Source organism: Cobetia sp. 1AS1 (assembly GCF_029846435.1).
GTDB classification, from domain to species: domain Bacteria; phylum Pseudomonadota; class Gammaproteobacteria; order Pseudomonadales; family Halomonadaceae; genus Cobetia; species Cobetia amphilecti.
This window is the reverse complement of record NZ_JARWKU010000002.1, coordinates 44618-63604: the sequence shown is the minus strand read 5'-3', so window position 1 is coordinate 63604 and position 18987 is coordinate 44618. Positions and strand designations below refer to the sequence as shown.

12 protein-coding genes are annotated in these 18987 nt (G+C 61.9%); 5 read left to right on the top strand and 7 right to left on the bottom strand.

The window, feature by feature from the left end; all coding sequences use genetic code 11:
- The first annotated feature begins 48 nt into the window (after positions 1 to 48).
- From QD280_RS04105 to QD280_RS04095, 3 genes are all read left to right on the top strand, one after another.
- Positions 49 to 969, top strand: a complete 921-nt coding sequence (locus tag QD280_RS04105) for a ribokinase (RefSeq protein ID WP_054556692.1) — start codon at positions 49 to 51, stop codon at positions 967 to 969.
- Positions 970 to 1112: 143 nt separating this feature from the next.
- On the top strand, positions 1113 to 2066 hold the full coding sequence (locus QD280_RS04100; RefSeq protein ID WP_131432025.1) for a nucleoside hydrolase: 954 nt from the start codon (positions 1113 to 1115) through the stop codon (positions 2064 to 2066).
- Between the two features lie 380 nt (positions 2067 to 2446).
- Positions 2447 to 3601: a bifunctional nicotinamide-nucleotide adenylyltransferase/Nudix hydroxylase gene (locus QD280_RS04095; protein ID WP_107334817.1), complete on the top strand. Its 1155-nt coding sequence runs from the start codon at positions 2447 to 2449 to the stop codon at positions 3599 to 3601.
- A gap of 158 nt (positions 3602 to 3759) precedes the next feature.
- On the opposite strand, the gene QD280_RS04090 is transcribed toward QD280_RS04095, so the two are convergent.
- A complete protein-coding gene (locus QD280_RS04090; protein ID WP_054556694.1) occupies positions 3760 to 4692 on the bottom strand; it encodes a LysR substrate-binding domain-containing protein in 933 nt (310 codons plus the stop codon).
- 320 nt (positions 4693 to 5012) lie between these two features.
- Here QD280_RS04090 and QD280_RS04085 point away from each other — a divergent pair, with 320 nt between their 5' ends.
- Complete coding sequence (locus QD280_RS04085; protein WP_279838793.1) at positions 5013 to 6422, top strand: aspartate ammonia-lyase; 1410 nt, start codon at positions 5013 to 5015, stop codon at positions 6420 to 6422.
- A 115-nt stretch (positions 6423 to 6537) separates the two neighbouring features.
- On the opposite strand, the gene QD280_RS04080 is transcribed toward QD280_RS04085, so the two are convergent.
- The 4 genes from QD280_RS04080 to QD280_RS04060 all read right to left on the bottom strand — a co-directional run bounded on the left by QD280_RS04080 (position 6538) and on the right by QD280_RS04060 (position 12699).
- Positions 6538 to 8448, bottom strand: a complete 1911-nt coding sequence (locus QD280_RS04080; protein ID WP_279838417.1) for a protein kinase — start codon at positions 8446 to 8448, stop codon at positions 6538 to 6540.
- A 40-nt stretch (positions 8449 to 8488) separates the two neighbouring features.
- Positions 8489 to 10306 (bottom strand): dihydrolipoyllysine-residue acetyltransferase, encoded by a 1818-nt coding sequence (locus QD280_RS04075; RefSeq protein WP_347881951.1) that lies wholly within the window; start codon positions 10304 to 10306, stop codon positions 8489 to 8491.
- 21 nt (positions 10307 to 10327) lie between these two features.
- Positions 10328 to 11296 carry an alpha-ketoacid dehydrogenase subunit beta gene (locus QD280_RS04065; protein ID WP_043333588.1) on the bottom strand — a complete coding sequence of 323 codons (969 nt, stop codon included), beginning with the start codon at positions 11294 to 11296 and terminating at the stop codon, positions 10328 to 10330.
- Between the two features lie 113 nt (positions 11297 to 11409).
- The gene (locus QD280_RS04060; protein WP_279838791.1) at positions 11410 to 12699 is read right to left on the bottom strand and encodes a thiamine pyrophosphate-dependent dehydrogenase E1 component subunit alpha; all 1290 of its coding nucleotides are present in this window, start codon (positions 12697 to 12699) and stop codon (positions 11410 to 11412) included.
- Between the two features lie 633 nt (positions 12700 to 13332).
- Here QD280_RS04060 and QD280_RS04055 point away from each other — a divergent pair.
- Complete coding sequence (locus QD280_RS04055; protein WP_054556697.1) at positions 13333 to 14589, top strand: dicarboxylate/amino acid:cation symporter; 1257 nt, start codon at positions 13333 to 13335, stop codon at positions 14587 to 14589.
- A gap of 165 nt (positions 14590 to 14754) precedes the next feature.
- On the opposite strand, the gene QD280_RS04050 is transcribed toward QD280_RS04055, so the two are convergent.
- Positions 14755 to 16557 carry an AMP-binding protein gene (locus QD280_RS04050; RefSeq protein WP_279838416.1) on the bottom strand — a complete coding sequence of 601 codons (1803 nt, stop codon included), beginning with the start codon at positions 16555 to 16557 and terminating at the stop codon, positions 14755 to 14757.
- Positions 16558 to 17072: 515 nt separating this feature from the next.
- Entirely contained in the window at positions 17073 to 18806 is a 1734-nt protein-coding gene (locus QD280_RS04045) for a BCCT family transporter (protein WP_279838415.1), read from the bottom strand.
- Between the last annotated feature and the right edge of the window lie 181 nt (positions 18807 to 18987).

Genomic DNA, 18987 nt, shown 5'->3' with positions numbered 1-18987 from the left:
GACAGGCGGCCAAGGCTTTGCTAGGATGCTCGCCCCCAAGGAGGCTGCATGCTTTACAACTACGGTTCTATCAATATCGATCATGTCTATCGGGTACCTCACCTGGTACGACCGGGTGAAACCCTGGCGAGTCTCTCCTACCGTCAGGTACTGGGTGGCAAGGGTGCCAACCAGTCGCTCGCGCTTGCGCGCGCCGGAGGCGACGTCACGCACTGGGGCCGCCTTGGCAACAGTGATCGCTGGGCACTTGAGCCGCTGGAAAGCGCCGGTGTCATCACCTCGCAAGTCGAGCTGAGCGCCAGCGCCAGTGGCCACGCCATCATCCAGGTGGACGACCACGCCGAGAACAGCATCATTCTGCATCCGGGCGCCAACCACGGTTTCACCGATGAACATCTTGCGACGCTGTTCTCCGGCGTGACGCAGGGAGATTGGCTGCTGCTGCAAAATGAGTGCAACGCACTGGGCAAGGTCATCGAGCTGGCACATGCCAAGGGCATGAAGATCGCCTTCAACCCCGCCCCGATGGGTGCTGATGTCCTGCGCCTGCCGCTGGAACACTGCCAGGTGCTGTTCCTCAATCGCGGTGAAGCGGCACAGCTGGTCGAGCTGGAAGAGAGCGCGCCTGTCGCCACCCTGCTCGCCGCGCTGCACACACGCCTGCCTGACACCGAAGTGGTCATGACCCTGGGCAGTGAAGGCGTCTGCTACCAGCTGGGGGAACAGCGCATCCAGCTGCCGGCACACCGCGTCAATGCCGTGGATACCACCGCGGCGGGCGACACCTTCATCGGCTATTACCTGGCAAGCCAGATCGAAGGCCAGAGCATCGAGGAAAGCCTGCGTCGTGCCAGCACCGCCTCTGCCCTGTGCGTGAGCCGCGAAGGTGCAGCGCCGAGCATTCCGCTGGCCAGTGATGTCGCCGCTGCCCTGGCCGAATGGCCGACGCTCGACGTCCTGAGCAACTGACGTTCTGGGCTACTGAGTCTTTGAACAACTGAACTACCTGCACGGGGCACCACCACGTGGCCCGTGCCGTGCCCGTGTCATCTCATGGGCGCCCTGTTGGAATAACGCCCTCTATTGCAGGTCACTTCTTTCACGAGGTCAGCATGAAAACACCGATTATCTTTGATACCGATCCGGGCGTGGATGATGCCCAAGCGATTGCCATCTGTCTGGCGCATCCGGACATCGAATTCCTCGGCATGACCACCACCTTCGGCAACGTCACCATCGAGACGGCCACCTCCAACGCCCTGCTGCTGGGCGAACTGGCGGGTCAGGAAATTCCGGTCGCCCAGGGTGCTGCCCAGCCGCTGGTCAAGGACAAGTTCCCTGCGCCGGCGCACATCCACGGCGCCAATGGCCTGGGCAACATGGAGATCCCGGAGCCCAAGGGCAAGGCGCTGTCCATCAGCGCACCGCAGTTCATCGTCGAGCAGGTCAATGCGCGTCCGGGCGAGATCACCCTCGTCGCCGTCGGCCCGCTGGGCAATCTGGCCACCGCACTGCAGCTGGACCCGAGCATCATCAGCAAGGTCAAGCAGGTCGTCATCATGGGCGGTTCCATCCGTGAAGGCGGCAACGTCTCACCGGTCGCCGAGGCCAACATCTTCAATGACCCGCATGCCGCCGCCAAGGTGCTGACCGCCGGCTGGCCGCTGACCATGGTCGGTCTCGATGCGACGCACCGCTGCGTGCTGTCTCCGGCCCATGTCGAGCGCATCCGTGTCGCGCAAGGCGCACTCGGCGAAGTGCTGTCCGGCAGCTATCAGTTCTACAAGGCCTTCTATCAGGAAGCGCGCGGCATCGATGGTTGCTGCCCGCACGACAGCTGCGCCCTCGCCTGGCTGATGAAGCCGGAGCTGTTCACCACCGAGCGCGGCCACCTGAATGTCGAAGTCGAAGGCCTGGCCGAAGGTCAGACGCTGTTCGCCCCTGAGGGTCGCGAATTCCTCGGCAATCAGTGGTCCCAGACGCCGCTGGTCGACGTCTGCGTCAATGCCCAGGGCGACAAGGTTGTCGAGTGGATCACCGACGTGCTGACCGCCAAGGCGTCCTGATCCGGCGCCCGGCAGGCCCTCCTGGGGCCTGCCATCGGCCTTGCCATCAAACCGAGACAACGCCCGTCAGCGTCATTGCTGGCGGGCGTTGTCTCGGTTTGAGCACTCGCGCTTGTTCACTTTCCCCTTCCTCCTTCCCTCTTCTCCTCTTTGGCGTCTCTCCTTTACCGCAACGGCCTTCCTACGCCCCGAATACCGAGAAGTTGCTGAGTTATGGAAACTCTTTCAGCAAGATAACGGGATAAACTTTTGAATAACCCTTACCAGACGAGAGTGAATGGCGAGCCGTTCGGCGCATGCACATAATCTGATACGCTAGCAAAATCTCACTGGGCAAGCGCCTCATACGCCGCCCCATCCTGCCTGCCACGGAGCTCATCATGCCTTCGACGACAACGTTGCCCTCTGCCCCCGCTGCAACGCTTCGCACTCAGGATTCTCCCGCGATCGCCGACACCCAGTACGACTGCCTGGTCTTCATCGGTCGCTTCCAGCCCATGCACCATGGCCATGTTGCCGTGATGGAAGAGGCCCTGCGCCTCGCGCGGCAGGTCATCGTGCTGGTCGGTTCTGCCTGGCAGGCACGTTCACTGCGCAACCCGTTCACCTTCTCTGAACGCACGCGCATGATCCGCAGCTGCTTTGACGATGCCGACAATGCGCGCCTGGAAATCGTGCCGTTGCTGGATGCGCTCTACAACGACGATGTCTGGGTGCGTGATGTGCAGCGCAAGGTACGCGATATCGCGCGTCCGCAGGCCAACCGGATGCCGAGAATCGCGCTGATCGGTGCCAATCGTCGTGACAGCAACAGCCAGTCAAGCTACTACCTGAGCCTCTTCCCGCAATGGGAGTCAGTGGCGGTGCCACTGCGCGAGGGGATGGAGGCCAGCCGTATTCGTGAGGTCATCTTCACCGAGCGCGCCCGCGCCGAGGATTGGCTGGACAACGAGGGACTGGAGCTGCTGCCACCGCCGGTGGCTCAGCACCTGCATGGCTTCCTGGATGAGACCGCGTGGCAAGGGCTGGTCGAGGAACGTCGCCTGCTGGAGCAATATCGCGCCGCCTGGAGCGATGCGCCCTACCCACCACTGTTCATCACGGTCAACGCCGTGGTGGTGCAGTCCGGCCATGTTCTGCTCACCACACGTCGCGCGGCACCCGGCAAGGGGCTTTACGCTCTGCCTGGCGGCTTCGTGCAACCCCAGGAGCGCCTGCTGGATGCCTGTCTGCGTGAACTCAAGGAGCGTGTGCGCCTCAAGGTGCCGGAACCGGTACTGCGTGGCTCTCTGCGCGGACAGCGTCTGTTTGACGCGCCACATCGCAGCTGGCGCGGACGCACTCTGGCAGAGGCCTTCTACTTCGCCCTGCGCCCGGAGCAGCAGCTTCCCAAGCTCAGAAGCGGCGGCGGCGAGAACGAGGAGCAGGCACGTTGGGTCGCGCTGGCGGATCTGGAGCCCGATACCCTCTTCGAGGACCACTTCTTCATCATTCAGAATTTCCTCGGCCTGCATGCAGGCCAAAGCAGTTTCTGACTACCCGGAACGGCCTACGCAGGCGCGCGCGCACTTCCCTGCATCAGCACAACGAAAACGGCAGCCCCGCGGGGCTGCCGTTTTCGTCACAAGACACCTGGCTTTGCTTGTGTCTTCGCCTTCGCCTTTGTCCTTGTCTTTGCCTGCAACACTCAGGCTCAGGCTTCGAGGAAATCTCGCGGCAGGTTCATCAGCTGTTTCCATAGCTTGTCGATGCCGGGCTTGTGGACAAGGGAGCAACGATAGAGACGAATCTCCAGCGGGATATCCCACGCCTCGTTGCCCGCCCGCACCAACTTGCCGCTTTCCAGCTCATCACGAATGCAGAAATCCGGAATCCACGCCATGCCGACGCCCTGCAGAGCCATGCCCTTGAGGCCCTCGGCCATCGCCATTTCATAGACGGTGCGCAGGCGCAGGCGCAGCGGATCATTCTTCAGCAGCATCTTCACGCTGCGGCCCAGAAATGCCCCTTGGGTATAGGACAGCAAGGGAATCGCATCCTGGCTGGTCTCGCTCTGCCCGGTCAGCGGGAAGCGTGGCTCGCCATTCTCAAGCGGCACGCACACCGGCAGCATGTTGACCTTGGCGACCGAGAAGGACGGGAAGGCCTCGGCGTCCAGCTGCATGCTGGCGTAAGGGTCGTAATAGGCGAGCATCAAGTCGCAGTTGCCTTCACGCAGCGAGTGAATGGCGTCGCCGACATTCATCGCGGACAGGCGTGTCGGCAACTCCCCCAGGCCCTGCTGGAGACGCGAGATCCACTTGGGGAAGAAGGCCAGCGCCAGCGAATGCGCGGCCGCGATATCCAGGGTTTCGTTGGCCATGCCCAGCCCGCGCAGGTGGGCGAGACACTCTGACAGCTGCTCTGTCAGGTTGCGCGCGGTGACCAGGAACAACTGGCCCTCCGGCGTCAGACTGACCGGGGTCGTCGAGCGGTCGACCAGCGTAGTGCCCACGGCCTGTTCAAGCGCACGGATGCGGCGGCTGAACGCAGGCTGGGTAACGTGTCGCAGGCGAGCCGAGGTGGAGAAGCTGCGGGTATTGGACAGCGCAACGAAATCTTCCAACCACTTAGTTTCCAGGTTCACCCGAACTCCCAAAATGTCGAACATGCCCGAGCGAGGCTTGCCTGGCCGGTCATGCAGGGTCTTGTCATGGAGAATGGTGCGTCGCGGCGCACCACCACCTTCGTCTTATGCGCTTGACGTATACGGCAGCGTTGAATGGCATTGGCCGCCGAGGGGCTGCGCTGGTTACCCTTGTCCACCTAGCCGCCATTCAAGCGCCACAGTGTACTTCAGCCAGGAGTTCCGCCCAAGTGAACCATCTCTCGGAAACCCCCATCGCCGCCAATGCCACCCCGGCCACTTCCACGCCGGCCGACTTGAGCCATGCCGAGCGTGAGGCACTGGCCAACGGCTTCCGACTTGAAAAGGATCTCCTCGGGCGCGAGCCGGTGCCGGCTGACGCCTACTACGGTGTGCAGACCCAGCGCGCGCTGAACAACTTCCACCTCTCTGGTGTGCCATTGTCGCACTTCCCGCGTCTCGTCGAAGGGCTCGCACTGGTCAAGGCCGCCGCCGCCGAAGCCAACCATGCGCTGGGCTATCTCAAGACACGCGAACACGATGCCATTCAGCACGCCTGTGCGCGTCTGATGAATTGCGATCACCATGATCAATTCGTGGTCGACATGATCCAGGGCGGCGCCGGCACATCGACCAACATGAATGCCAACGAAGTGATCGCCAATCTGGGCCTGGAATTTCTGGGCTACGAGAAAGGCGATTACCAGCAGCTGCATCCCAACAATCACGTCAACATGGCGCAGTCCACCAACGACGCCTACCCGACCGCCATCCGTGTCGGCCTGCTGCGCAGCCACTCGATGCTGGTGGACGCGCTGAGCGAACTGGCCAATGCCTTCGCCACCAAGGCGCTGGAATTCGATGACGTGGTCAAGATGGGTCGCACCCAGCTGCAGGACGCGGTGCCGATGACGCTGGGCCAGGAATTCCGAGCCTTCGCCAACACCCTGCGAGAAGATGTCGATCGCATCGCCAACCTCAATGAGTTGCTCAAGGAGGTCAATCTGGGCGGGACCGCGATCGGCACCGGCATCAATGCCGACCCGCGCTACAGCGCACTGGCGATCGAGGCTCTGGCGCGTCGTTCCGGCATCGACTTCCGTCCGGCGTCGGACCTGGTCGAGGCGACCAGCGACATGGGCGCCTTCGTGCTGTTCCACGGCATGCTCAAGCGCCTGGCGGTCAAGCTGTCCAAGATCTGCAACGACCTGCGCCTGCTGTCCTCAGGCCCGCGCACCGGCTTCAACGAGATCAACCTGCCGCCTCAGCAGCCGGGCAGCTCGATCATGCCGGGCAAGGTCAACCCGGTGATTCCCGAAGCCGTCAATCAGGTCGCCTTCGATGTCATCGGCAACGACACCGCGCTGACCATGGCGGCGGAAGCCGGCCAGCTGCAGCTCAACGTGATGGAGCCGCTGATCGCCTACAAGCTGCTCGACTCCATCCGCCAGCTGAGCCGTGCCATGACCATGCTCAAGAATCGCTGCGTAATCGGCATCACCGCGAATCGTGATCGCTGCGCCGAGCTGGTCAACAATTCCATCGGCCTCATCACCGCGCTCAACCCGTATATCGGCTATGACAACGCCACCCGCATCGCCAAGGAAGCCCTGGTCAGCGGTCGCAGCGTGCTGGAACTGGTACGTGAGGAAGGCCTGCTGGACGAAGCGCGCCTGGAGGCACTGCTGTCCCCGCAGGCCATGACGCGCCCGCGTCAGATGAAGGACTGACAGCTCACTAAAGCAGGGTCAGCAGTCCGTTGGACTTTGAGTGAAGCCACCTAAGTGAAGACATCTAAGTGAAGATACCCGCCTGAGCCTGACTCAGGCGGGTTTTTCTTTGCCTTCACACCGCATGCGGACCACGCGGCCAGGCACGCGGGTCCCGAGGATAGAAGCGTTCTGGTTGCGCCTCGATATGATCGAAATGCTTGGTGTTCTTGTAGGGCATCTTCATGAAGCCGGAAATTCCCAACCCGGAGATCAGCGGCACGGCATCGAGAATCTCCGCCAGCAGACGCGCGAATTCCTGCTCGCGCGAGGGGTCCAGCAGGCGGTAGTAGCTGTGAATCTTGAGGTGGTGTGGCAGGGCTTCGAAGATCAGCATGCCGGTGTGGTGGATGGCATTGAGTGACTCCAGTGCCTTCAATATCTTCTCGGGCAGCACCAGCAGTTCCTCAGGGTCCGGGCCGTCCTCGAAGTACGAGTGCACACGCGAGTCATCCTCAAGCTCCGGCACCGCGCTGACCTCATAGCTCAAGCGAGGTCTGGCCTCCCCGTCTGCCGTCGGCGCGAAGACGAAGGCAGCCTCCGGGTCTTCGCGCTCCAGATGCAGGGTATCGCGGGCATTGAACAGACACGCCTTGAACACGCCCTGGCGATAGATGGCACGCGCCAGAGCGACCATGTTGTTGATCGCGACGACGAAGGCGGCCTTCAAGGCAGGGTCATGCAGGTGCAGCGCAGTATCCACGAAGATGCCCTGTGGCTCCCAGCGAATCGCCAGACCGCCGACGATCGGGTATTTGCCCAGCCGACTGACCGCGGCCAGGAAGGCTTTTTCGGTGCCGCCCATGCCTTGCATGAAGTTCTTGTAGTAACGATCCAGCTGGACATCATTGACGGCGTCCAGCGCGTTGCCAGCATGTTCGCCGGTCTCATCCGCCTCGAAGGCCTCACGCAGGAAGGATTTGCGCGAGGTATAGACGACCGTGTCGATCTCGCGCGTTGCCGGCCTCACCCAGACCGGCAGCAGAGACTGTGGCGGCTCGAGAGGCAATTCCAGCATCACCAGCCGTGCGATCCTGCCCATCTCGCGCAGGAAGTAGTCGCCGGCCTGCATGCGCAGCTGCGGGTCATCCGCCAGCATGCCATCGAGCAGACGCGCGAATTCTCGGGGCAACCCCAATGACACCGCCGGGATGGCACGCACGCCAAAGCGACACGACTGACCTGAGGCCAGCGCATAGAGTGTGGCGGCCACGCCCTGCTCATCGAAGCGCGGCGAGGACAGCGCACCATTGAGCTGCTCCTCGCCGATGAAATAGACATCGCCCAGACGCGCATTGGTCTGTTGCAGGTTATCCGACATCAGCTGCATCACGTTGGTGGTGATGAACTGCTGATGCTCATCGAGCTGAGCGAACACCGAACTGCCCCAGTCGATCAATGCCACCTGTTCCCGCTCGACATCGAAGACCAGATTCGACGGCTTGATGTCGCCATGCACGACCGGTGGCGTGCCCGCTCCCGTCGATGCCCCGCGCAGCGACTTGAGGATGTCGGCCAGCTGACTGGCGATCTTGACCACCAGACGCGGCGACATGCGCCCGTGACGGAGTGAATACTCCTCGAGATTGATACCCGGCGCGCGCTGCATGACCAGAATCGACTGCCGCCGTACCCGCTGATAGCTGACCAGACGCGGAATCAGCGGGTGGGCGACCTGGTCGAGCATGTAGGCCTCTTCCTCCAGGCGGTCCTGCAGTGCCTGGGGCAAAGTCACCCGCGTGAACTTGAAGACGTGTTCTTCACGCGTGCGTCGGTCTTCGCCCAGGCGCCAGCCCGCGAACACGAAACCGTAGGCGCCCTTGCCGACCAGATGGATATCCCGGTAGCCCAGCCCCTCGAGCTGGGCGATACACAGCGCCACCCAGTCCTTGAGCTTCTTGGCATCATGATGCGAGAGCAGATAGATCGACTGCTCTTCCGGGATATAGAACTGTTGCAAGCGCTCGTGGGCGCGCGCATCACTCATGCAGGATGCTCTCTAGCCGGACCCTGGATCAGACAGCGCCTCATGACAGCGACAGCAGCATTTCGTCAGGGTGCTCGAGATAGTGCTTCCACAGATTGCTGAAGCGCGCGATGGTCCCGCCATCGATGATGCGATGATCCCCCGCCCAGGTGATGGTCATGATGTCACGCGCACAGACATTGCCCTCGCCATCGAAGCGCGGCAGACGCTGAGTGCGCCCAAGCGCGACGATGGCGACCTCCGGCTGGTTGATGATCGGCGCGGCGTAGGTGCCGCCCAGCGCCCCGATATTGGAGATCGACAAGGTGCCGCCCTTGAGGTCCGCCGGGGCAACGCGCCCGCTGCGCGCAGCTTCGGTCAGCCGCCCGACCTCACGCGCGATCTCGAGAATACTCAGGCGTTCGACTCCCTTCACGTTCGGTACCATCAGCCCGCTGGCACTGTCCACCGCCATGCCGATGTTGCAGGCGCCCTGATAGAGTATCTCGCTCTCATCCTCGCTGAGGCGCGCATTGAGAATCGGCTCCTCGATGACCGCCAGCGCCATGGCTTTCATGATGAAAGGCATCAGGGTCAGGCGAATGCCCTGCTGCTCGGCGCGTATCTTGAGGCGGGCCCGCAACGCCAGCAGGTCGGTGATATCGAGCTCATCGCCGTAATGGAAATGCGGGATCTGCGTGCTGGCCTGCACCATGCGCCTGGCCATTACCGCCGCGACACCCTTGAGCGGTACCGCTTTTGCCTCAAGGCGTGACGATCGCACCTCGTCACTGACCACGTCACTGGCCACAGCACACGCTTCGGCAGCTGCCTTGTCGGTCTCGGCGGCCGCGCCGACCTTGTGAGCATCATCAGGTGTCACGTCAGTCTCGCGCGTCTCGGATTGCTTGAGATATGCCAGCACATCTTCCTTCAGCACCCGGCCGTTACGCCCCGAGCCAGCAATGGCCTGGATATCGAGCTGATGTTCGCGCAATAGGCGGCGCACGGCAGGGGTCGCGGGTATACGAGGCCGGCTCTCCCCATGACGCCCGTCTTGCCCACTCCTGTTGTCGCTCTTGCCGTCGCCCTCCTGGCGGTTCTCTGACAGATACTCTGGCTGAGCCTGCTTGCGTTCAGGCGAGGTGACGTCACTCTCAGTGCTCTCATTGCTCTCAGCGCTTTCAGCCTCTGCCTCCTCATCAGGCACATAGGCATACAGCGGCGTATGCACTCGGGCATTCTCGCCCTGGGCGTAATGGAAGCGCACGATACGCCCGGGCTCCGAGGCGGTGATCTCGACCAGTGCCTTGTCGGTCATCACATCGACGATCGTCTGGTCTTCTTCCACCGTGTCGCCTTCCGCGACGTGCCAGGTGACCACCTCACATTCGACGATGCCTTCACCGATATCCGGCAGGATGAAATCACGCGAACGTCGCTCAAGGGCCGCGGCTGTCGGTGTGGCAGGTGCCTCATTGCTACCTGACAGCGCGACATCCGACTGACTGCTGGCCGCCTGGCTGGCGGCTGACTTAGCCTGTGCCGTCGAGCGAGCAGGCGCTGCAACCGTCATGACATCGCCGGCGGGGTCATCCTCACGCTCGCCGTGTCGGGTCTTGTCACTATAACTGTCGCTGCGAACGCCATCATCCACCGCAAACAGCGGCGCATGGACACGGGCAATCTCGCCTTCCTGACAGTAAAGCTTGACCACGGTACCGGCGTGGGGCGCGGGGATTTCCACCAACGCCTTGTCTGTCATGACCTCGGCCACCGGCTGATCTTCCTCGATCACGTCGCCTTCCTTGATCAACCACTTGACCAGCTCGCACTCGACGATGCCTTCGCCGATATCGGGCAGGATGAAATCATTCATGGCGCGCATCACTCCCTGTCATCAGTAATTCAAGCTTTGCTTGATGGCCTCGTAGATCTTGAGCTCATCCGGCAGATGCTCCTTCTCGAGCACCAGCGGGAACGGCGTATCAAGGCCAGTGACGCGTCGGATCGGCGCCTCTAGATACAAAAAGCAACGCTCCTGCACAGTGGCGGCAATCTCGCTGGCAAAACCTCCCGTCAGCGGCGCTTCATGACTGACCACCAGACGACCGGTCTTGAGCACCGAGTCACACACCGTCTCGATGTCCCAGGGCAGAATGCTGCGCAGGTCGATGATCTCGCAGTCGATGCCATCCTGCTCGGCGAGCGCGGCGGCCTTCTCGATGACTTCCATCTGAGCGCCCCAGCCGAGCAGCGTGATATCGCGGCCTTCACGAATGACGTCGGCCACACCCAGGGGCAGTTCGTAATCGGCTTCTGGTACCTCGCCCACCGAGGCGCGATAGAGCCGCTTGGGCTCCATGAACAGCACCGGATTGGGGTCGCGAATCGCCGCCAGCAGAAGCCCCTTGGCCTGGTGGGGATTGCGTGGCATCACGATCTTGAGGCCCGGTGTATGCGCGAAATAGGCCTCGGGCGACTGGGAGTGATAGAGCCCGCCTGCGATGCCGCCACCATAGGGCGTGCGAATCGTCAGGCCACCGACATCGAACAGGTCGCCGGAACGATAGCGGAACTTGGCCGCCTCGTTCACGATCTGGTCAAAGGCGGGGAAGATGTAGTCGGCGAACTGGATCTCGGCCACCGGCGTCGAGCCCTGCGCCGCCAGCCCATTGGCGAACCCGATGATGCCCTGCTCGGTGAGGGGCGTATTGAAGCAGCGCTCTCGACCGTATTTGTCCTGCAGGTGGCTGGTAGCCCGGAAGACGCCACCGAATACCCCGACGTCCTCCCCGAACAGCACCACACGGGGATTGGCGGCCATGGCGATATCCAGCGCATTGTTGATCGCCTGCAGCATGTTCATCTGTTTCTTGCCCGAGGCCGCCGCCTCCTTGCTGCCAGTCGCAGCAGACACCTCTGCCGAAGCTGAGTCTGTCACTGGTTTTTTCTCCAACGGCTGCTCACTCATCTGCTCGCTCATGATGTCTGGTCTCCATCTACCGGCTGATGGCTCTGCATGCGCTGCTGGCGTGTCTGATACGCCTTGCGACTGTCTTCCAGCTCCTGCGCAGTGAACCCCATGCTGGCAGCGCCCTTGGGATAGGCATGCGGATACTTGCGAATATGCTGTTTCACGTCTTCGAGCTGCTGCGTGAGCAACGGCGTCGGCGTGTCGTAGACATCGCTGATCAGCGTATCCAGCGCCGGTGGCGCCAGTTTCTCGGCACGCTTCATCGACTCAAGCACTTCGCGACGCAGTTGATCGCCAGTGGCCTTTTCCTCCTCCTCGCTCCACCAGCCTTGCGCCTCCAGCCAGTTGCGCATGCGCAGGATGGGGTCCTTGTCGCGCCAGATGGCCTCCTCCTTCTTGCTGCGATACCCGGAGGGGTCATCCGAGGAGGAATGCGCCGCCAGACGGTAGGTCATCGCCTCGATCAATACCGGCTGATTCGTCTCGACCGCGATCTTGCGCGCCGCCAGGGTGGCTTCGTAGACGGCGATCACGTCATTGCCATCCACCCGGATGCTCTGCATGTGATAGCCGAAGGCGCGGGGCGCGATGCCATCGGCGGCGAATTGCTCGCATGACGGGGTGGAAATGGCATAGCCATTGTTGCGACACAGGAAGATGCACGGTACCCGGTGCACGGAGGCCATGTTGAGGGCGGCATGGAAATCGCCCTCGGAGGCGGCCCCTTCCCCGAAGATGGTGATGGTGCACTGCCCCTTGCCCGCCAGCTTCTGGCCGTAGGCATAGCCGGTCGCCTGGGGAATCTGGGTCGCCAGCGGCGAGGAGATGGTCATGTAGTGCAGGTCACGCGATCCATAGTGGATCGGCATCTGACGGCCCTTGCCGTAGTCGCGCTCGTTGCCGAACATCTGGTTCATGAATTCGTCACAGCTGAAGCCGCGCCAGGCCAGCGCCCCCTGCTCACGGTATTGCGCCATGATCATGTCATCGTCTTGAAGCGCCGCCGCACTGCCGATCACCGTGGCTTCCTCGCCGGTGCATTGCATGTAGAAGCTCAAGCGCCCCTGGCGTTGGGCGGCCAGCATGCGCTCATCCAGCACCCGGGTGAACAGCATCGTCCGGTAGATCTTGAGCGCCGTGTCGCGGTCGATGGGGTCGCGCTGAATGGGTGAAGCGTCCTGCGACTTGTCTCCCTGAGAGACATCTCCCTGCCCCTGTGGCACATCGACAGGATAAAGGGTGCCGTCCTGACGCAGGCGCTTGAAGATCGGGATGCAGAGTTCATCGCCGGTCATGAAGGCCAGGTGATGCAGCACCGTCGGCCCCTGCGGCGCGATCTGGTCTGCCGTCGGCATGGCGGTCAAGTCATTGAGCTCTGGCTGTGAGCCTTCGGGCGGCGCGGTCCCCGGGGATACGGGTCCGCGTGTTGTTGTATCGGACATGCTCAGCGTCCTCTCTTACCGATCAGGCGTTTGAGGGATTACCCAGCCCTCGTGAGGCCGGGCAGGCAATGGCGTACCTTCATGAATGTCGAACCGCAAGCTGTCGAACCGGAAGCTGTCGATTCGGCGAAGACAACAGTGCCTACCATCAGACTAGTGGAAAGTCGCTCTGGCGGCCCAACAGTTAACGTTAACGTCAAGGTAACGCAAAGACAGACGATATGCCTGCCTGACAACTACTTCTTTGGTGGAACCTTTTGCGGCATGGGCTCATGCGCGTTCGGCATGGAAAGCTGAATTCGCCTGTAAGAACGCTTTTTTGCGACTAAAGGTGCAGAGGGTGAGTGAAGGCTGACTGTTAATCTTCCCGCACCAAAAAAGTGCTTAATGCAGTGCGCAATCGTGACAAGGCATCGAGACGACAGACTCGGGCGCGCCCTGAGCATCATCAGCGATGATCATCGCTAGACACCTAAGGACAGTTCCATGAGTGATTCCTCCCGCCCTAACCTGTGGCGCCGTTTGCCGTTGTGGCAGAAGATCCTGGGCGGCCTCGCCCTGGGGGTACTCGCTGGTGCCCTGATGGGAGAAAGCGCCAGCATGTTCAAGCCGCTGGGCGACATCTTCATCAATGCGATCAAGATGCTGATCGTGCCGCTGGTCTTCAGCACCCTGGTGGTCGGTATCACCTCGATGCGTGACCCGCAGAAGATGGGCCGCATCGGCGGCAAGACCATCGCCCTCTACCTGCTGACGACCGCCTTCGCGATTGCCATCGGCATGCTGGCCTCCAGCATCTTCCAGCCGGGTGCCGGCTTCGAGTTCAACTTCGACAAGGCGATGGAAACCAAGGACGCGCCTTCGCTGGTGCAGATTCTGGTCGACCTGGTGCCGAGCAACCCGATCGATGCGCTGGCCAACGGCAACATCATGCAGATCATCGTCTTCGCCATCGGGATCGGCATCTCGCTGATCATGATCGGCGACAAGGGCGAACCGGTCGTGCGCGTCTTCGATAGCTTCGCCGAAGTGATGTACAAGCTGACCGAGTTCGTGATGGCCTTCGCGCCGTTCGGTGTCTTCGGCCTGATGGCGCATGTCTCCGGCAACTACGGCCTGGATGTGCTGCTGCCGCTGGCCAAGGTGATCGGCGTGGCCTATCTGGCGAGCATCGTGCACGTGCTGGTGGTCTACTCCGGCCTGCTGGCGACGCTGGGCAAGCTGAACCCGGTGCGCTATCTGCGCGGTATCGTCGATGCACTGGTCGTGGCCTTCTCCTCGGCCTCCAGCTCCGGCACCCTGCCGATCTCCATCCGCTGCGCCCAGAAGAACCTCGGCGTCTCGGAAGGTGTCTCCGGCTTCGTGCTGCCGGTCGGCGCGACCATCAACATGGATGGCACCGCCATCTACCAAGGCGTGGTGGCACTGTTCATCGCCCAGATGACCGGTATCGAGCTGTCGATGATGGATTACGGCATGATCGTGCTGACCGGTACGCTGGCCTCCATCGGCACCGCCGGTGTGCCGGGCGCCGGCCTGATCATGCTCTCCATCGTGCTGAGCCAGGTAGGCCTGCCGCTGGAAGCCATCGCGGTGATCGCCGGTATCGACCGTATCCTCGACATGGCGCGTACCACCGTGAATGTCGCGGGCGACCTGATGGTCACCACCCTGGTCGGCAAGTCCGAGAATGAGCTGGACCTCGAGGTCTACAACGCGACCCAGCCCAAGAAGGACGCCTGACGCCAGGCGCAGGCATTCTCGCCAGCGCCTTGCCTTGAAACACGAACGCCCCGCTCATTGAGCGGGGCGTTCGTGTTTCAAGGGCTATGATTCAGGGCTGTGTATACCGTCTGTGATTACGATTCGTGCTTCGGGCTGTCACACAGGGAATAAACAAAGGCAAGGTCAGGCAGATTCCGGCGGCGAGTCGCGCAGCTCACGTCTGAGCACCTTGCCGACGTTGGTCTTGGGCAGCTCGTCGATGAAGACCACCTGACGCGGCACCTTGTAGCTGGCCAGTTCCTTGCGCGACCAGTCTCGCAGCGCATCCGCCTCGAGCTCTGCGCCGTCCTTGAGCACGACATACAGCTTGATCGCCTCACCACTGCGCTCATCCACCACCGAGACGGCGGCAGCCTCGAGCACATCCGGGTGACGCACGATGACGTCCTCGACCTCATTGGGATACACGTTGAAGCCGGAGACGATGATCATGTCCTTCTTGCGATCGACGATGCGCATATAGCCATCGTCCTGGAAGACCGCGATGTCCCCGGTGCGCAGGAAGCCATCGGCAGTGAAGCTGTCCTTGGTTGCCTGCTCACGCTGCCAATACCCCTTCATCACCTGCGGCCCCTTCACGCACAGCTCGCCCGGCTCCCCCATCGCGACCAGCGCGCCCTCATCGTCATACAGACGCACCTCGGTGGAGGGCATCGGCCGACCGATGGTGCCGAGCTGAATGGCATCCAGCGGGTTGAACGACACGATCGGTGAGGTCTCGGTCATGCCATAGCCCTCGGAGATATCGCTGCCGGTGACCCGCTTCCACTCTTCTGCCGCCTTGCGCGTCAGCGCCACGCCCCCTGAGGTGGTGATCTTGAGCTTCGAGAAATCCAGTGCCTGGAAGCCGGGGTTGTTGCACAGCGCCACGAACAGCGTATTGAGACCGACGAACATCGTGAAGTCGTGCTTTTGCAGCGTCTTGACGAAACCCGGGATATCGCGAGGATTGGGAATCAACAGGGTGTGATTGCCTTCACTGAGCATGCAGGCCAGATGAATGGTGAAGGCATAGATGTGATAGAGCGGTAACGGCGCCACCAGCGTCTCATGGCCGGGATTCAAGCCCTGCGTGAGGGCCATCTTGCCTTGCAGCATGTTGGCGAGCAGGTTGCGGTGAGTCAGCATCGCGCCCTTGGCGACCCCGGTGGTGCCGCCGGTGTACTGCAGCACAGCGACATCATCGAGTGCCAGTGTCGGCCGCTCCCAGCGCTCGGCCTTGCCCTGCGAAATGGCCGTGCGCAGCGGGATGGCGTCGGGCAAGTGATAGCTCGGCACCAGTTTCTTGACGTGCTTGACCACGGTGTTGATCAACAGCCGCTTGAAGGCCGGGTGCATGTCGCCCAATTCACAGACCAGCACGTACTCGAGGCCAGTGCGCTCCCGCACGCGTTCGACCTTGTCCGCCATGTTGGCCAGCACCACCAACGCCCGCGCGCCGGAATCATTGAACTGATGCTCCATCTCACGTTCGGTATACAGCGGATTGGTATTCACCAGCACCAGGCCTGCACGCAGCACGGCGAAGGCGACCACCGGAAACATCAGCGTATTGGGCAGCTGGATGGCGACCCGATCGCCCGGCTTGAGGTCGGTCTCATGCTGGAACCAGTCCGCCAGCTGACGACTAGTGGCATCCAGCTCCGCAAAGGTCATGGTGCGGTCCATGCAGGTAAAGGCAGGACGCTCGCCATGCGCCGAGCAGGCCTTCTCCAGCATGTCCATCAGGGAGTCGTAGCCGCTGAAATCCACCTCCTGAGAAGACCGCAGGCACGACATGCCACTCATGTCGCCTGCCGTTGGCTGTGCTCTCGAAGCGTCGGGCGAGGCATCGGCCATGTGGGAAGGTTCTGTAGTGGAATCGGCAGTGGTATCGGTAGTGGACTTGCCTGACTCATCGGGTCGAGCCGCTAGGGGATCATGCATGGCGTTGCTCCTTGATCAGTACGTGGGGCGCTCGGCGTCGCTGCCCCCGCTACCTTGTTGTTGTAGACGTCGTTGCAAGACATCGTTGTGACACCAGATCGAAAGACATCGTGGTGAGATGCGTGGTGAGGCGCTGCTGGGGCTCCGTCGGATGGGTGTCAGCCTGTGGGCCCTTCACTGTCGACAGCATAGCCGCAAACCGATGCTGCGCGCCGTTGGCGGAATCGATGGACCTGTCAGCATTGGAACATACGTACGTTTGATATTGCCTTGCGACCTTGGTGACATGCGCGGGCCTGCTCTGGAGCAGGGAAACAGCCCTGAGTCCAAGTAGGGAAACAGCCCTGAGTCCAAGTAGGGAAACAGCCCTGAGCCCAAGGAGGTAAACAGCCCTGACCCGAAAGCGAGAAACAACGAGGCCCCTGCCCGGGGGGGGCAGAGGCCTCATGTCTTGCACACCGAACGCATATGCGCCGGAGTTACGCATCAGACGCATACGTCTGGCAAACGGCAACTCAGGAGAGGTCGCGGACCTCGTTCTCGATCATCTTGCGGATATGCTCCTCGTTCTCGATCATCGATTCGCCGTCCTTGCGCAGCGATTTCAACAGTCCGATCATCATGGCGATCAGCACGAAGGTGAACGGCAAGGCGCCGGCGATCGAGGCAGCCTGCAGGGACTTGAGCGCCTGATCGCCCCCCAGCAACAGCAGGATCAAGGTCACGGCGCCCAGCATCATGCCCCAGATGATGCGTTGCTGCACCGGAGGACGACGACCGAAGGCCAGCAGGCGTCCCAGCACCAGGGTGCCGGAATCCGCAGACGTGACGAAGAAGATGATCACCACGACCAGCGCGGCCACCTTGGCCACGGTCGCGGCGATGCCGGGAGTGAGCACCTCGAACGAGTGGTAGAGGGTGCCGGCGTAGTCCCAGTTGGTGACCGCAGCCGTGTAGATGCCCATGTCGGCCCCGTACAGGGACTGATAGATCCCCGCCGAGCCGATGACGCCGAACCAGACCAGCGCCACGATGGAAGGGATGACCATCACCCCAAGAATGAATTCACGGATGGTCCGGCCGCGCGAGATGCGGGCAATGAACATGCCGACGAAACCGGCCCAGGCGATCCACCAGCCCCAGTAGAAGATGGTCCAGCCGCCCTGCCACACTTTCTCGTCCGGCGTGCGCGCCGTCCACAATGTCATCGAGACGCCATCGGTGAGGTAATCCCCGAGCGCGGTGATGGAGCTCGCGATCAGATAGTTGGCGTCGCTCACCAGCAGGAAGTAGGCCAGTATGCCGAGGCAGACCCAGGTGTTGAAGGTGGAAAGCAGCTTGATGCCACGTGCCACGCCGCTGGTCGCTGACAGGGTAGCGATGACGCTGATCAACACGATGGAGACCACGGTCACCATGCGCGACTTCTCTTCGATGAGGCCCAGTGACATCAGGCCGGAGCCGATCTGCTCGACGCCCAGACCGAGCGTGGTGGCGATACCGAAAATGGTGCCGAACACGGTCAGGATATCGACGGTGTGCCCGATGGGCCCGTAGATCCGGTTGCCGATCAGCGGATAGAGGGCCGAGCGCATCGAGAGCGGCAGGCCCTTGCGGAAGGCGAAATAGGCCAGTGACAGCCCGACGATGGCATACATGGCCCAGGCGATCGTGCCCCAGTGGAAGACGGTGAGCTTGATGCCACCGGCGGCCGCTTCCGCGACGCGGCTGTCAGGCACCGGGAAGCCTTCATCCCCCGGCATGAGCCCACTCGCCAGGGCGGCCTGCTTGGCCTCGAAGAAGGCGGCGACGGCCGCCTTGACGTCAGCACTCAGAAACGGATTGCCGCCGCTCCAGTCACTCGCGAAATGGATCATGGGCTCGGACATCGAGAAGAACAGCATGCCCGCGCCGGTCCCGCAGCCGAACAGCATCGAGAACCAGGCAAAATTGCTGAACTCGGGACGCTCATCGTCGCGCCCGAGTCGAATCTTGCCGACACGCGAACACATCACGTAAAGACAGACCACGAAGGTCGAGAACATCACCAGCACGTAGTACCAGCCCAGGGTGCTCTCTATCCAGGCCTTGATGCCCAGAAACTGATCGCTGGCCGTCTTGCCCAACAGAATCGCATAGAGAATGAAGAACACGGTCATGGTGATCGCGGTGATACCGAGCGTCGAGTTGAGTCCCTTCAGGACACCTCGCTGCTCGATGAGTGCATCCAGTTCCTTTCCTTTCAACATGTTTCTACCTCGTGACGGGTTTTTATTATCATTTTTCATGATGCCGCTATCGTCGTTCATGACAGCGGTATCGTTGTTCATGACTGCGGATGCCGAGGCTCAAGGAACCTCAGTCGTCATGGGGACATTGCGGGCAGATCGAGTTCACCTTCGGCCAGTCATGGGCGGGAACCTTGGCAGA

Excerpts from the sequence above, each read along its gene's own strand:
- QD280_RS04055 (WP_054556697.1), top strand. The coding sequence starts at position 13,333 with ATGAGTGATTCCTCCCGCCCTAACCTGTGGCGCCGTTTGCCGTTGTGG.
- QD280_RS04105 (WP_054556692.1), top strand. The coding sequence starts at position 49 with ATGCTTTACAACTACGGTTCTATCAATATCGATCATGTCTATCGGGTA.
- QD280_RS04045 (WP_279838415.1), bottom strand. The coding sequence starts at position 18,806 with ATGTTGAAAGGAAAGGAACTGGATGCACTCATCGAGCAGCGAGGTGTC.
- QD280_RS04065 (WP_043333588.1), bottom strand. The coding sequence starts at position 11,296 with ATGAACATGCTGCAGGCGATCAACAATGCGCTGGATATCGCCATGGCC.
- QD280_RS04060 (WP_279838791.1), bottom strand. The coding sequence starts at position 12,699 with ATGACCGGCGATGAACTCTGCATCCCGATCTTCAAGCGCCTGCGTCAG.
- QD280_RS04080 (WP_279838417.1), bottom strand. The coding sequence starts at position 8,448 with ATGAGTGATGCGCGCGCCCACGAGCGCTTGCAACAGTTCTATATCCCG.
- QD280_RS04100 (WP_131432025.1), top strand. The coding sequence starts at position 1,113 with ATGAAAACACCGATTATCTTTGATACCGATCCGGGCGTGGATGATGCC.
- QD280_RS04050 (WP_279838416.1), bottom strand. The coding sequence starts at position 16,557 with ATGCATGATCCCCTAGCGGCTCGACCCGATGAGTCAGGCAAGTCCACT.
- QD280_RS04095 (WP_107334817.1), top strand. The coding sequence starts at position 2,447 with ATGCCTTCGACGACAACGTTGCCCTCTGCCCCCGCTGCAACGCTTCGC.
- QD280_RS04075 (WP_347881951.1), bottom strand. The coding sequence starts at position 10,306 with ATGAATGATTTCATCCTGCCCGATATCGGCGAAGGCATCGTCGAGTGC.